The following is a 13,953-nucleotide window of genomic DNA, read 5'->3' on the forward strand; positions in this document are numbered from 1 at the left end:
GCAGCGAACCGCACCAGAGCGTCCGGGGCGAACTGCTGCCGTTCAGCGACATGGCCACCATGCGCGAACTGATCGCCGGATAGGCGCACTGGGGCGAGCCCGTGCGCGGCCCCGCCGCTCGGTGCGTCCGGAACGGCTCAGCGCACCCGGAAGACCGGTCCGCGCGGGGTGAACGGCAGCCCGGCGCCCTCCGGGATCAGGTAGGCGTGCTCGCGGCGGACCCGCAGCGCGTCGCACCAGCCGTCGGTGATCACCAGGACCGGGGCCGTCGGCGGGAAGTCGTCGGCCCGTTGCAGCAGGTCGACGCCGGGTTGCAGGACCGTGCCGCCGCGCCCCCGCACCCGTACCCGTCCGGCGATCTCCGTCGGCGCCAGGTACCCGGCGTCGTAGGCGGCGGCGTCGCAGAACACCACGCGGGCGGCCGGCACGTCGCGGGCCTCGGCGTACGAGGCGATCGCCCCCAGCGCCTTGGCGAGCAGGGGGCCGGACATCGAGCCCGAGGTGTCCAGGACGACGCCGAAGGTGCAGCGGGCGACCTCCTCGGGCGGGAAGGAGCGGCCCGCGCGCGGGATGTCGGGGGTCGAGGCCTGGCGTCGGGCGGGCCGGGAGTAGCTGCGTACCGGCTCGGGGCGGGGCACGAACTCGTCGAACCAGCGGGCCAGCCGGGCGTCCCACGGAACGGGCGGGTGGGCCAGCGCACGGATCTCCTGGACCAGTCCGGCCGGCAGCAGGCCGCGCTGTCGGTCGGTGTGCAGCTGGTGGCCCTGGACGAGGGCGCGCCGGTAGAAGGCGTCGAGGTCGACGGGGTCGGCGGTCCGGCCCGGCAGGGGCTCGCCCAGGATGTCCCCGACGCCCTTGCCGCGCAGGGTCGCGAGGCGTCGGCCGCGCCGCAGCCCGGTGGCGATCCGGTCGTACACCTCCTCGGCCGACAGTCCCTTCAACTCGGGGTCGTACAGCAGCCCTTCGGGCATCGCGCCGACGTCCATCTCGACCAGCCAGCCGTTGATGACGTAGTCGGCGGCGACGTTGAAGAGATAGTGGTCGCGGGCGCCGCGCCGCCCGCCGTGACGCAGGGCGGCGTGCAGCATCTCGTGGGCGAGGACGAACCGCCACTCCTCGTCCGTGAACCGTTTGAGCGGATTGACATAGATCTCGCCGGCGGTGGCGTCCACGGCGGCCACGGAGATGTCGTGCGTGCGGGCGAGTTCGGCGTCGGCGACGACGGTCAGTCCGGCCGCGAGGCCGCCGAGCAGCGGGTAGGACGAGACGAACCAGTTGAGGGCGCGGTCCCAGGGGCGCTGGGCGACGCGTTCACCGGTGAGCCGGTCGCGGCGGCCGCCCGCGACGTCCATCGCGGCGGAGACCGTACGGGTCAGTGCGTAGGCGAAGGCGAGCTGCCGGTCGGGCAGGGTGGTGTCCGGGCGCGGCCACTGGACCAGCAGTTGGTCGGGTTCGCCGTCCGCGGTGCCGCACCGCTCGTAGGCGGCCGGGACGCCGGTCCTGCGCCAGCGGGCGGCGAGCTGCTCCTCGTCGCCGTCGGGGTAGCTCTCGGGGAGGTGGTCGGGGGCGGTGCCGATGGGGAACGTGGCGAGGAAGCGGTTGACTACGGTGCAGCGGGCGGCGAGGGCGAAGCGGTCGGGCTGCTCGCGGAGCTCCTTGGCGGCGGGGAGGTGGCCGAAACCGAGGTGGAGGAGGGCGTGGGCGAGTGCCCAGGCCCACTCGCCCGGTTCGGCCCGGCGGGTGGGGTGGACGTGCACCCGCCCGTTGGAGTCCGCGCGGACGAGGCCCTGGCCGGGGGCGTCGGCATTGGCCTTGGCCCGGATGAAGTCGGCGTCGACGGCGGCGAGCGCGGGGTTGCGGCGTACCAGTTCGGCGCCGGCGGCGAAGGCTTCGGCGGCCGGGTCGGGGCGGTCCGCGCCCTGCTTGCGGGAGCGGCTCAACGCCGGGCCTCGACCAGCCGGGGCATGTCGCGGGCGGCCTCCACGAGGAACCAGGCGGGCAGCACCGGGTTGCCGTCGGCGTCCTCGGCGATGACGGTCTGGGCGACCTCGACGGATATCTCGGCGAGCTGCACGAGCAGCGACTTGGCGCGGTAGGAGGTCTCGCGCACGGCGGCCGAGGCGTGCTCGCGCTGGGCCGGGAGCTCCTTGACGAGCCGTCCCCGGAACGCTTCGGCGAGGTAGTAGAGCAGGTCGCGGTCCTCGGTGCGGCGGGGCCAGGAGGCGTCTCCCTTGATGATCGCCTCGATGCCGTAGGTGTGCCGCACGATCTTGGCGTACCCGCAGAAGGAGACGGCATGGGCGGGAGTCAGCGTCCCGTGGGCGACGATCTTCAGCGTCTCCTCGTCCAGCGCCGGCCCGAAGGAGTCCAGCGCGTCGGAGAGCATGTGCCAGGAGCGGGGCGTGGAGAACGGCTCCTCGGTCTTGGGCGGCTGCGACCACAGGTGGTCGGGCCGGTCGGCGAGGTAGTCCACCACCCAGGGATGAATGCCGTTCTCGCCCGCCCACACCAGCCAGTCGGTGGCGGAGGCACGCAGGTGGACGTGGGTGAGGCGGTTGACGAGCGCGGAGGCGATGGGGCGTGCCAGGGCGTTGTCGGTGGCGCGGTTGCCTGCGCCGATCACGATCGAGCCTTCCGGAAGCTCGTAGCTGCCGATCCGGCGGTCGAGGATGAGCGAGTAGAAGGCCTTCTGCACGTCCGGGGTCGCGGCGTTCAGCTCGTCGAGGAAGAGGCAGTACGGCTCGTCGCGGGCGATGGCCTCCGGCGGGCAGAACACGGAGCGGCCGTCACGGATCTGCGGCACGCCGATCAGGTCCTCGGGGGCGAGCTGCGTGCCCAGCAGGCTGACGCACTCCAGGCCCAGGGATTCGGCGAACTTCCGCACCAGGGAGGACTTCCCGATGCCGGGGGCGCCCCAGAGGAACACCGGGCGGACGGTGGCGAGGCCCAGAAGGAGGTCCGGGATCTGCGTGGGCGTGACGGTTACTGCGGCCTGCAAGCGGTCGGCTCCTTGGAAGGGAATGTCCTGATCGCCCAACGTAGGGGGCTGGTGCGAGCAGGCGCACCTGCATTTTCCCTGCCTCTGCCGCTGTGCCGCTGTGCCGCTGTGCCGCTGTGCCGCGGGTCGGCTCGCGGGACGGCGGCAGAACTGCGCCTCGACGAGCGTGAGCGCACGGCGGCCGGGCGCCTCGGCGTGGCGCCCGGCCGCCGTCACCGGCCCGGTCTCGCGGCCGGTTTCGCCGGCGCCGCCCTCAGCGGTGCCGACGAAGTCCAGAGGATCGCTCAGCCGGGGAGCGCCCACTTCTGGTTGGCACCGGTGTGGCAGCTCCACAGGTGGAGCTTGGTGCCGTCGGCGGAGGAGACACCGGACGCGTCCAGGCACTTGCCCGACTGCGGGTTCTTCAGCGTGCCGTCGGCCTGGGGCACCCATTTCTGGGCACCGGTGCTGTTGCAGCCGTAGAGCTGCACCTTGGTGCCGTCGGCCGTGCCGCTGCCGCTGATGTCCATGCACTTGCCCAGGGCGCGCAGCGTGTCGTCCGAGGCGACCGTCCACTTCTGGGCGGCGCTCTGGTTGCACGTCCACAACTGGATCTGCGTGCCGTCGGAGCTCGACCCGTTGGCGACGTCGACGCACTTGCCGCCGATGCCGGTGATGGCGCCCTCCCGGGGGCCGGTCGCGCCGCCCAGCTCCTTGATCCGGATGTTGCGGAAGGACACGTCGTCGCCGTCACCGTGGTTCTGGAGGCCGATGTGGCCCTGCTGGAGACTGCGGGCGGGGTCGGTGTTGGTGAAGTCGTTGACCCTGCGGCCGTTGAGGAAGAGCTGGAGGTGCTCGCCCTCGACCCGGATCTCGTACGTGTTCCACTCGCCCGGCGGGTTCAGCGCCGCGTCGCGGGCGGCGAGGTCGGCGGACTTGTAGCCGTAGACGGCGCCGGTGGTGCGGTCGGGAGCGTCCGTGGCGTCGATCTGGATCTCGTACCCGTTGTTGACGGCCGACCACGGGTCGTCGGAGGCGGGGAAGCCCACGAAGACGCCGGAGTTGTCGTCACCGGCCTGGCGCCAGTCGAGCTTCAGCGAGTAGGACTTGTACTCCTTGGCCTGGTACCAGAACAGGCCGAGGCCGCCCCGGGAGGTCAGGGTGTTGTCGGCGGCGGCGAAGGAGCCCGGACCGGCCTGCTTCCAGCCGGTCGTTCCGGAGGTGCCGAACAGGGCGGTGTAGCCGGTCTCCGGGCGGCAGTCGGCCTCCGTCATCTCCGCGGCCCAGCGGATGCCGCCGAGCAGATGGCGGCGGAAGGCGGGGTCGGCGTAGGAGTCCTCGGTGTGGCCGCCGCCGGTGTAGAAGGCGCGACCTCCTTCGTAGTCCTTGCACCAGGCGATGGGGTGGTCGCCGCCCATGGTGCCGCCGCTGTACGTGGACTCGTCGAGCGAGGCCAGGACGTGGGCCGAACCGCGGGGGTTGGTGCGGTAGTCGTACCACTCGTCGGTCCGCTGCCAGGTCGGGCCGAGGTGCGCGGTGGCGTCGTGGGCGCGGTCCTCCACCTTGACGGTGGCCGGCTGGATGTGCGGGTGGGACTTGAACAGGGCGCCGGCCAGGCCGTTGTACCAGGTCCAGTCGTACTCCGTGTCGGCCGCCGCGTGGATGCCGACGTAGCCGCCACCGGCCCCGATGTATCCCTCGAAGGCGGTCTGCTGGGCGGTGTTGAGGACGTCGCCGGTGGTGGAGAGGAAGACGACGGCCTCGTAACCGCTGAGGTTGCCGGGGGTGAAGGCGGCGGCGTCCTCGGTCGCGGTGACGGTGAAGTTGTTGGCGGTGCCCAGCTGGCGCAGGGCGGTGATGCCCTCGTCGATGGAGGAGTGGCGGAATCCGGCGGTCTTGGAGTAGACCAGCACGTCGTATGCCGGGTCGGCGGCGGCGGCCGCCGTGCGGGCAGGGGTGGCCGCCGTGCGGTCGGGGGCGGCCGGGCCCGGTTCGGAGGCTGTGGAGACCGCCGTGGGCAGGGCTGCGGCGCCGAGCAGGCCGCAGGCGGCCCAGCAGGCGAGACGGGTGAGATGTCGGCTCATGACAGGGTCCACTTCTGGTTGGCGCCGGTGTGGCAGGTCCACAGGTGGAGCTTGGTACCGTCCGCCGAGGAGGCTCCGGAGGCGTCCAGGCACTTGCCGGACAACGGGTTCTTCAACGTTCCGTCGGCCTGAGCCACCCACTTCTGGGCGCCCGTACCGTTGCACCCGTACAGCTGGATCTTGGTGCCGTCGGCGGTGCCGGCGCCACTGATGTCCAGGCACTTGCCGAGCGCCCGCAGCGTGTCGTCCGTGCCGGGCGTCCACTTCTGGGCGGCTGTCCGGTTGCACGTCCACAACTGGATCTGCGTGCCGTCGGCGCTCGCTCCGCCGGCGGCCTCCGCGCACTTGCCGCCGATCCCCTTGAGCTCACCGCCGGGTGCGGTGGCCCCGCTGGTGGTGAAGGTGAAGTCGTCGAGGTCGAAGAGGGAGCCGCTGCCGCCCTTGAACACGAGGTACAGGGCGGTGGTGGAGGCCGGGCGGTTGGTCAGGTCGGCGCTCACGTCCCGGAAGGTGTCCCAGCCTCCGGTGGCGGGGACCGCGGCCGAGCCGAGCAGGGTGCCGGTGGGCGAGCCGGCCCGTACCTCCAGCGTGCCTCCCGCACCGCCGGAGGAGACCCGGGCGGTCACCTTGGTGGCGTTGCCGAGGATGTACGGGGTGAAGGAGATCCAGTCGTCGTTGTCGATGTAGCCGACGGTCTTGCCACCGTTGGCCGTGGCCTTGTCGACGATCTGGATGCCGGCGGAGGCGCTGAAGTGCTCGGCCTGTCGCTTGCTGCCCTGGCTGATGTTCTGGTCGTGCGTGGTCAGGGCGGGCTGGCCGCCTGCTCCCTTGTCGGTGTACTCGGCGTCCCAGACGCCGAAGATGTTCGCGTTGGGGTCGTGTTCGCCGTCGGCGATGGTCTGTACGGTGCCGGAGCAGCCGGTGGCGGAGGTCTGCGGGTGACCGTGGTTGTCGTGGCCGATGATGAAGGTGACCTTCACCTTGGAGCAGTCGATCGTGCCGTCCTCGGGGTCGGTGACGGTGACCGTGAAGGGTACGGCGGCGCCCGGGTCGATGATGGAGCCCTCGGCGGGCAGGTTGAGGGTGACGGTGGGCGCGGTGTTGCCGACGGTGATGATGACGGAGGCGGTGGCGGTGGCGCCGGTGCCGTCGGAGACGGTCAGTTCGGCGGTGTAGCGGCCGTTGGCGGTGTAGGTGTGTGAGGGGTTCGCGGCCGTGGACGTGCCCCCGTCACCGAACTTCCAGGCGTAGGTGAGGGGGTCGCCGTCGGGGTCGGAGGTCCCGGCCGAGGAGAACGCCACCGTGAGCGGGGCCTGTCCGGAGGTGCGGTTCGCGGTGGCCTTGGCGAGCGGGGCGCGCCCGTCGGTGACGTACTCGATACGGTAGACCGCGCTGTTGGCGTCTCCGTTGAAGTAGCCGGTGCCGTAGTCGAGGACGTACAACGCGCCGTCCGGGCCGAAGGTCATGTCCATGACCTGGGTGCCCTGCCAGGGGAAGGCGTTGATCGACTGTACGGTGCCGTCGCCGGACTGCTCGATACGTTTGATCCACTTGCGGCCGAACTCGCCGGCGAAGAAGTCGCCGTCGAAGCTCTGCGGGAACTTGACGGTGGAGGTCGAGGCCGCGTCGTAGCGGTAGACGGGTCCGCCCATCGGTGACTCCGAGCCGCTGCCGAACTCGGGGACGGAACCCCCGTCGTACGGTATCCAGGCGGGCTGGGCCGGGGGGAGGTCGGTGAGGCCGGTGTTGTTCGGCGACGTGTTCCTGGGGGCGGCGCAGGAGAAGGCGGCGCCCGACGTCGAGGTGGCGAAGTTGTAGTCCACGTACGGGCTGTTGTCGCCGGTGCAGTAGGGCCAGCCGTAGTTGCCGGCCTTGGTGATCCGGTTGAACTCGACCTGCCCGGCGGGTCCGCGTCCCGCGTTCGCCGTGCCCGCGTCGGGGCCGTAGTCGCCTAGGTAGACGGTGCCGGTGGCCTTGTCGACGCTCATCCGGAAGGGGTTACGGAACCCCATGGCGTAGATCTCCGGCCTGGTCTTCGCGGTGCCGGGCGCGAAGAGGTTGCCGGACGGGACGGTGTAACCCCCGTCAGCGCCCACCTTGATCCGCAGCACCTTGCCGCGCAGGTCGTTGGTGTTGCCGGAGGAGCGCTGGGCGTCGTACGCGGGGTTGCGGCCGGCGCGCTCGTCGATGGGGGTGTAGCCGTCGGACGCGAAGGGGTTGCTGTCGTCACCGGTGGAGAGGTACAGGTTGCCCTGGCCGTCGAAATCGATGTCGCCGCCGACGTGGCAGCACAGTCCGCGGCTCGCGGGGACGTCGAGGACCTTCTTCTCGCTGGCGATGTCGAGTGAGCCGTCGGCTCCGAGGACGAAACGCGACAGCCGGTTGACGCCGTCGAAGGGGGCGAAGTCCGCTGCGGACCCGTTCGCGGGCGCGTCGCCGGAGGGGGTCGTCAGCTTCGGCGCGTAGTAGAGGTAGATGAAGCGGTTCGTGGTGAAGCCCGGGTCCACGCCGACGCCTTGCAGGCCCTCTTCGTCGTGCGAGTAGACGTCCAGCTTTCCGGCGACCTTGGTGGCGCCTGCCGCGTCGGTGAGGCGGAGGGTGCCGTCCCGTGACGTGTGCAGCACGGACCTGTCGGGCAGGACGGCGAGCGTCATGGGCTCGCCGGTCTCCGCCACCCCTTTGGCGAGGGTGACTTGTTGGAACTCGTCGGCCGCGGCGGCCGACGTGAGTGCGGGTGTCGCGTCCGCGGGTCTCTGCTGGGCGGTGAGAGCGCCCGCGGCGGCGAGCAAGGTGCAGGCCAGCGCCGCGAGAGGTCGAATGAGTCTCCTGTGCACGCGCATCCTCCGTGTGCTGACGGGGTGGGGGTCTGGAGCACAGGCGCACGCCATCGCGCCGAGGGGCTTGGGGGACCCCGGAGGGAGGGCGTTCCGCCCTTGTCGTTCGGTACAGGGCAGGAAGCTATTCGCTTTTTCACGCAGCAGAAACCCCTTTGACACAGATGGCCGTAACTTTTTCCAGTAGAGGGACAAAGCGACTGGATGAGCCCCGGGGTGATGATCTCCTCCGGCCTTCTTGATCCCAAGTGCCTTCAATGAGGCTGGAGTTGACGGGCGCTCACCGCATCTGCCGAGAACTTTGTACAGGCTCATGACAAAGTATGGACGTGCCCGGCGGAAGTCCCTACTGTGTGCGGCGCGGCGGTGGGGCGGCGGTACGCGCCCCAGCGTCACCGTCCGCATCTCCGCATCTCCGCATCGCACATCTCCACATCTCCGCATCTCTCCGTATCCGGAACGGCGGCGCGCTCCGGCGGCGGTGGATTCTGCACTTTGCCCCATTTGTGCCCCCGGTCTCGGGGGCCTACAGGAGGTCACGTGTATCCACGGCTGTTCTCCCCGCGACTCGGCAGACGTCTGGCCGTATCGCTCACCGTCCCGTTACTGGCCCTCGGCCTGTCGCTCCCCGCGGACGCGGCCGCCCCGGAGGCCGCACCTCTTCCCCCGCAGGAACCCGGTGTCACGCTCCGCGTCTTCGACGTGCAGACATCGCTGAAGGAGATCTGCACCCTCAAGCCCGGACAGACCCCGAACATCGACAAGAAGATGTCGGTGATCAACTGGACCTCCGACGCGGACTTCGGGCTCGCGTCCAACTTCGTCACGCAGGTCACCGGGAACCTCGACGTCGCCGCGGCCGGCAGCCACACCTTCCGCCTGACCAGCGACGACGGTTCCCGCCTCTACGTCGATGACAAGCTGGTCATCGACCACGACGGACTGCACGGCCCCGACCTGCCCAAGGACGGCACGGTCTCGCTGACGGCCGGCGTGCACTCCCTGCGCATCGAGCACTTCGAGGCCGGTGGCGGCCAGCAGATCACGCTCGCCTGGAAGCCTCCGGGCGCCACCGGCTTCAGCCTCGTACCGGACTCGGTGCTGAGCACCGACGCCGGCGTCGTACGCGTCACGTCGCCGGGCCGGAAAGAGTGCGAAGGCGTCCTCGACGCGCCCGGTGACGGACTGCCCCTGACCGGGGTCCACCCGAACTACACCCTGACGAACCTGAGGCCGGCCGGCTTCGAACCGCAGGTCTCCGCCATGGACTGGCTGCCTGACGGCCGCCTCGCGGTGACCACCTGGGGCGGCACGGACAACAGCACGGGCGAGGTGTACCTGCTGAGCAACGTCACCGGGGCCACCGGCCCCGACAAGGTGACGTACAAGAAGATCGCGAGCGGCCTCAAGGAGCCGATGGGCGTCAAGTACGTGGACGGCAAGCTCTATGTCTCCCAGAAACACGAACTGACCGAACTGAACGACACCAACGGCGACGGCGTCACCGACCAGTACAAACGGATCGCCACCTGGCCGTTCGGCAACAACTTCCACGAGTTCGCCTTCGGCCTGCTGTACAAGGACGGGTTCTTCTATCTGAACCTGTCGGTGTCGATCAACTACGGCGGGGCCACCACGGACCCGCAACCGGCACCGAACCGCGGCACCACGATCAAGGTGAACAAGGCGAGCGGCGAAGTCAGTTACGTCGCCGGTGGACTGCGCACCCCCAACGGCATCGGGTGGGGCCCGGACGGCGACATGTTCGTCACCGACAACCAGGGCGGCTGGCTGCCCTCGTCGAAGCTGGTGCACATCAAGCAGGACCGCTTCTTCAACCACTACATGAACCCGGACGGGCCCTTCGACTCCCGGCCGGTGACCAAACCGGTGCTGTGGCTCCCGCAGAACGAGATAGCCAACTCTCCCAGCACACCCCTCCAGTTGAAGGACGGCCCCTTCGCCGGTCAGATGCTGTTCGGAGACGTGACCTACGGTGGCATTCAGCGTGGGTTCCTGGAGAAGGTCGGCGGTGAGTACCAGGGGGCGGTCTTCCGCCTCACGCAGGGGCTGGAGGCCGGTGTCACCCGGATCAGCGTCGGCCCGGACGGCGCCCTCTACGCGGGCGGGCTGGGGGCGGGCGGCAACTGGGGCCAGGAGGGCAAGCTCAGCCACGGTCTGCAGAAGCTGACGCCGAACGGCACCGACGCCTTCGACATCCGCGCCATGCGCGCGGTCCCGGGCGGTTTCGAGCTGGAGTACACCCAGCCGGTGTCGACGGAGACCGCGGCCGACCTGGCCGGACGCTACAAGATCAAGCAGTGGCGCTACGTGCCGACCGCGGCGTACGGCGGCCCCAAGGTCGACGAGGAGAGCCTCACCGCCCAGTCGGCCACCCTCTCCGCCGACCGCAAGACGGTCACGCTGACGATCCCCGGGCTCAAGGCCGACCGAGTCGTCCATGTGCGCTCGGCCCGTCCCTTCAGCGCGACGGGCGGCGAACAGCTCTGGAGCACCGAAGCCTGGTACACGATGAACCAGCTGCCCGGCGCGACTTCCCGAACGGGCGAGGTGAAGGGGGTCAACGGCAAGTGCCTGGACGTGGACAACAGCGGCACCGCCGACGGCACGAAGATCCAGCTGTGGACCTGCAACAACACCGCGGCCCAGAAGTGGACGGTCTCCGGTGACGGAACCGTGCGCGCCCTGGACAAGTGCCTGGACATCGACAACGCGGGCACTGCCGACGGCACGAAGGTGCAGCTCTACGGCTGCAACGGCAGCGCGGCCCAGACCTGGCAACCCCAGGCCGACGGCACGCTGCGCAACCCGCGGTCCGGCAAGTGCCTCGACGCGTCCGGAGGCGCCTGGAACGACGGCACACCGGTCCATCTGTGGGCCTGCCACACCGGTCCCAACCAGAAGTGGGCCCTGCCGTAGTACAGAGGGCCGACGCGACAGACGGTGAGATGCCGTCTCAAGGGGCGAGGGCTGGAGTGCACATCTCCGGCCCTCGCTCCGCACAACGAGCTCAGGGCCTGTCCTCCATCAACTCCGACACCTTCACGAAGCGGTAGCCGCGCTCGCGCAGTTCCGGCACGATCCGGCGTACGGCCGCCTCGGTGGCCGGGGCCGCGCTGCGGGTGCAGTGCATCACCACGAGGGAGCCCGGCCGCACCCCGTCCAGCACCTGCTCGGCCACCGCGTCCGCGTCCGTGGCGAAGGCGTCGCCGCTGACCACGTCCCACTGCACCGCCGTCACGTTCGCCGGGGCCAGCGCGCGCAGCGCCGTGTCGTCGTAACAGCCGCCGGGGAAACGGAAGTACGGCACCACGTTCCGCGCCCCCGCCTTCCGGAACGCGGCGAAGGTACGCTCCACCTCGCGGGCCATCGTGTCCTTCCCGACCACCGGCAGGCCGTAACAGGGGGAGCTGAAGGCGTGGTGGCTGTAGGAGTGGTTGGCGATCTCGAACAGCGGGTCCGTGCCGATGGCCTTCGCCTGCGCCGGGTACTCCTCGGCCCAGCGCCCGGTCATGAAGACGGTGGAGGGCACCTTCAGCCGGCGCAGCAGCGCGACCAGTTCCGGGTTGTCGAAGCGTTCGCCGGAGGCGGCCCGGGGGCCCTGGTCGGCCGTCATGTCGGCGTCGAACGTCAGCGCCACGACCTTCTCCGCCGCGCGGCCGGCCGCGCCCCCGCCCGTCGGCCTCCGCTCGAAGACCGGGGTGCGGCCCGCCGGACCGGGGGCCATCGTGGGCGGCTTCTCCGGTGCGGCCGAGGCCGGGGCGGATGCCGCCGGGGTGGGCGGGGGAGCGGGTGCGGGGGCAGAGCCCCCGCACCCGGCCAGGGTGGCGCCGGTCAGTACGCCCGCGACTGTCAGAGTCGTCGTCTTCCGCATCTTCCGCGCAGCAGTGATCACTCACGGAAAATAACGGAAAATGTCTGATAATCCGGTTATATCGGGCGGCGGTGCTCCGGTGTCCGATGAAGTGAGGCCGCCCCGGTCACCTCCGGAACGCCGCCCCGATCACCTCCGGAACGCCCCCGGTCACCTCCGGAACGCCGCGCCGGCTACCTCAGCACCACGGCCCCGTCACCGCGAACGTCGTCCCCGGCCTGTAGCAGTTCACGTACATCGTCGAGCCGTCCGGGGAGAAGACGACCCCCGCGAACTCCCCCCACTCCGGCGCCTCGGGCGTTCCGATGTTCTGCCGCCCGCGCGCCATCGTGTACACCTCGCCGCGCCGGGTCACCCCGAGCACGTGCTGCGCGCCGTCGCCGTCCTCGCAGACCATCAGCCCGCCGTCGGCCGCCAGGCAGATGTTGTCGGGCGACTCGCCGGGCAGCTGGATGTCGGTGTCCGGGCCGAAGATCACGACCAGGGTGAGCCGCCGCTTCTTCGGCTCGTAGCGCCAGACCTGGCCGTAGTGGTCGGCCGCCGAACCCTCGTCGCTACGGGCGAAGCTGGAGACGAAGTAGACGGACGAGCCGCCCCAGTAGCAGCCCTCCAGCTTCTGGGCGTGCGTGACGCCCTTCGGGCCGAAGTCCTGGAAGCGGATCGCGGTCTCCGCCGCCAGCGGATCCGGTACGGGGGCCCACTCGATCCGGTCGAAGCTGGTCCCGGTCTTCTGGGCGGCGGAGAGGTCGGGAACGCCCGGCACCCGCATCGCCTCCAGCGCCCCGCCCGCCCGGAGCGATCCGGTGCCGCCGAGCGGCTTCTCGGGAAGGAAGCGGTAGAAGAGTCCGAACGGCTTGTCGAACGCGTCCTCCGTCTCGTACACGATCCCGGACTTCGGGTCGACGGCGATCGCCTCGTGCTGGAAGCGGCCCATCGCGGTCAGCGGGACGGCCCCGGTGCGGCGCGGATCGGCGCCGTCCACCTCGAAGATGAAGCCGTGGTCCTTGGTGTACCCGTTGGTACCGGCCTTGTCCTCGTTCTCCTCGCAGGTCAGCCAGGTGCGCCAGGGAGTGGGCCCGCCCGCGCAGTTGACCGCCGTGCCGGCGATGGCGACGCGTTCACCGAGCACCTTGTTGCGGCCGTCCAGCTCCAGGGAAGTACAGCCGCCCTTGGCCGCCGGGTCGTAGGTCAGCCCCTCGACGGTCGGTACGCCGAGCTTGGCGGTGTGCCGGTTCTCGTGGTTGCGGACCAGGTGGACCCGGCCGTGGCGACCGGGCAGCGCGGCCATCCCGTCGTGGTTGCCCGGCACCGGCCCCTCGCCGGAGCGCAGCGGTTCGCCCTCCCGGGACAGCACCCGGTAGCGGAATCCCTTCGGCAGGTCGAGCAGTCCGTCGGGGTCGGGGACGAGCGGGCCGTAGCCGTCGTGGCCGCGTGCGGCGGCCGTGCCCGCGAAGAGTTCGGAGAAGGCCCCCGTGAAGGCGATCGCGGCGGCTGCGCCGCTGCCTGCCAGGACCTGGCGTCGTGTCGCGGTGGAGCGGGGTGCGGTTGACATGAGGTGACTCCCTGTTGGCGGACAGGTGAAGTGACCCGCACGTGTGTAGCACGCACAAAGGCGCGGGGGAACCATGCGCACCCCCGCGCCACGTGTTTCCGCCGTGGTTGCCCCGCCGGGGCAGCCGTTCGCGGAAGGTCAGGCGAGCGAGGCCGTCAGGGTGATCGTGGTGCCGGTGAGCGCCTGGCTGACCGGGCAGTTCGCCTTGGCGTCCTCGGCGGCCTTCAGGAAGGCGTCCTCGTCGAGACCGGGCACCTCGCCCACGACGGTGAGGTGGATGCCGGTGATGCCCGTGCCGGGCTGGAAGGTCACCTCGGCCTTGGTCTCCAGCCGGGTCGACGGGGTGCCGGCCCCGGCGAGGCCGTGGGAGAGGGCCATCGAGAAGCAGCTGGAGTGGGCGGCGGCGATGAGCTCCTCGGGGCTCGTCTTCCCGTTCGCCTGCTCCGAGCGGGCGGGCCAGGAGACGGGGTAGTCGCCGATGCCGGAGGAGTCGAAGGTGACGACCCCCTTGCCCTCGATCAGGTTGCCTTCCCAGTTCGTGTGCGCCTGACGCGTGGTAGCCATGCTGGACCCCTTCGAAAAGTGTGCGCGGTGGTACGGGGACAAGACGG

General features: G+C 70.6%; 8 protein-coding genes. 1 reads left to right on the plus strand and 7 read right to left on the minus strand.

The genetic code is table 11. The features are described from left to right. Nucleotides 1-137 precede the first annotated feature (137 nt). From AB0F29_RS22340 to AB0F29_RS22355, 4 genes are all read right to left on the minus strand, one after another. Complete coding sequence (locus tag AB0F29_RS22340; RefSeq protein WP_361874553.1) at nucleotides 138-1,940, minus strand: VWA-like domain-containing protein; 1,803 nt, start codon at nucleotides 1,938-1,940, stop codon at nucleotides 138-140. Beyond that, complete coding sequence (locus AB0F29_RS22345) at nucleotides 1,937-2,998, minus strand: MoxR family ATPase (protein WP_361874555.1); 1,062 nt, start codon at nucleotides 2,996-2,998, stop codon at nucleotides 1,937-1,939. Before AB0F29_RS22345 ends, AB0F29_RS22340 begins: the two co-directional genes overlap by 4 nt. A gap of 284 nt (nucleotides 2,999-3,282) precedes the next feature. Next, on the minus strand, nucleotides 3,283-5,061 hold the full coding sequence (locus AB0F29_RS22350) for a ThuA domain-containing protein (protein ID WP_361874557.1): 1,779 nt from the start codon (nucleotides 5,059-5,061) through the stop codon (nucleotides 3,283-3,285). Next, the gene (locus tag AB0F29_RS22355; protein WP_361874559.1) at nucleotides 5,058-7,895 is read right to left on the minus strand and encodes a PQQ-dependent sugar dehydrogenase; all 2,838 of its coding nucleotides are present in this window, start codon (nucleotides 7,893-7,895) and stop codon (nucleotides 5,058-5,060) included. Before AB0F29_RS22355 ends, AB0F29_RS22350 begins: the two co-directional genes overlap by 4 nt. Before the next feature lie 606 nt (nucleotides 7,896-8,501). On the opposite strand from AB0F29_RS22355, the gene AB0F29_RS22360 reads away from it, so the two are divergent. Then, nucleotides 8,502-10,835: a ricin-type beta-trefoil lectin domain protein gene (locus AB0F29_RS22360; RefSeq protein WP_361875051.1), complete on the plus strand. Its 2,334-nt coding sequence runs from the start codon at nucleotides 8,502-8,504 to the stop codon at nucleotides 10,833-10,835. A gap of 91 nt (nucleotides 10,836-10,926) precedes the next feature. Here the strand turns inward: AB0F29_RS22360 and AB0F29_RS22365 are convergent, their stop codons facing one another. The 3 genes from AB0F29_RS22365 to AB0F29_RS22375 form a co-directional block, all read right to left on the minus strand. Continuing rightward, complete coding sequence (locus AB0F29_RS22365) at nucleotides 10,927-11,790, minus strand: polysaccharide deacetylase family protein (RefSeq protein WP_361875054.1); 864 nt, start codon at nucleotides 11,788-11,790, stop codon at nucleotides 10,927-10,929. A gap of 178 nt (nucleotides 11,791-11,968) precedes the next feature. Then, complete coding sequence (locus AB0F29_RS22370; RefSeq protein WP_361874561.1) at nucleotides 11,969-13,342, minus strand: alkaline phosphatase PhoX; 1,374 nt, start codon at nucleotides 13,340-13,342, stop codon at nucleotides 11,969-11,971. 138 nt (nucleotides 13,343-13,480) lie between these two features. Next, nucleotides 13,481-13,906, minus strand: coding sequence for an OsmC family protein (locus AB0F29_RS22375; RefSeq protein WP_018956892.1), 426 nt, complete (start codon nucleotides 13,904-13,906; stop codon nucleotides 13,481-13,483). Nucleotides 13,907-13,953 lie beyond the last annotated feature (47 nt).

This window comes from Streptomyces sp. NPDC026589 (assembly GCF_040638385.1).
Classification (GTDB): Bacteria; Actinomycetota; Actinomycetes; order Streptomycetales; family Streptomycetaceae; genus Streptomyces.

What these genes read in the sequence shown, in the direction of transcription:
- AB0F29_RS22350 (WP_361874557.1), bottom strand. Translation starts at nt 5,061, where the DNA reads ATGAGCCGACATCTCACCCGTCTCGCCTGCTGGGCCGCCTGCGGCCTG.
- AB0F29_RS22365 (WP_361875054.1), bottom strand. Translation starts at nt 11,790, where the DNA reads ATGCGGAAGACGACGACTCTGACAGTCGCGGGCGTACTGACCGGCGCC.
- AB0F29_RS22370 (WP_361874561.1), bottom strand. Translation starts at nt 13,342, where the DNA reads ATGTCAACCGCACCCCGCTCCACCGCGACACGACGCCAGGTCCTGGCA.
- AB0F29_RS22375 (WP_018956892.1), bottom strand. Translation starts at nt 13,906, where the DNA reads ATGGCTACCACGCGTCAGGCGCACACGAACTGGGAAGGCAACCTGATC.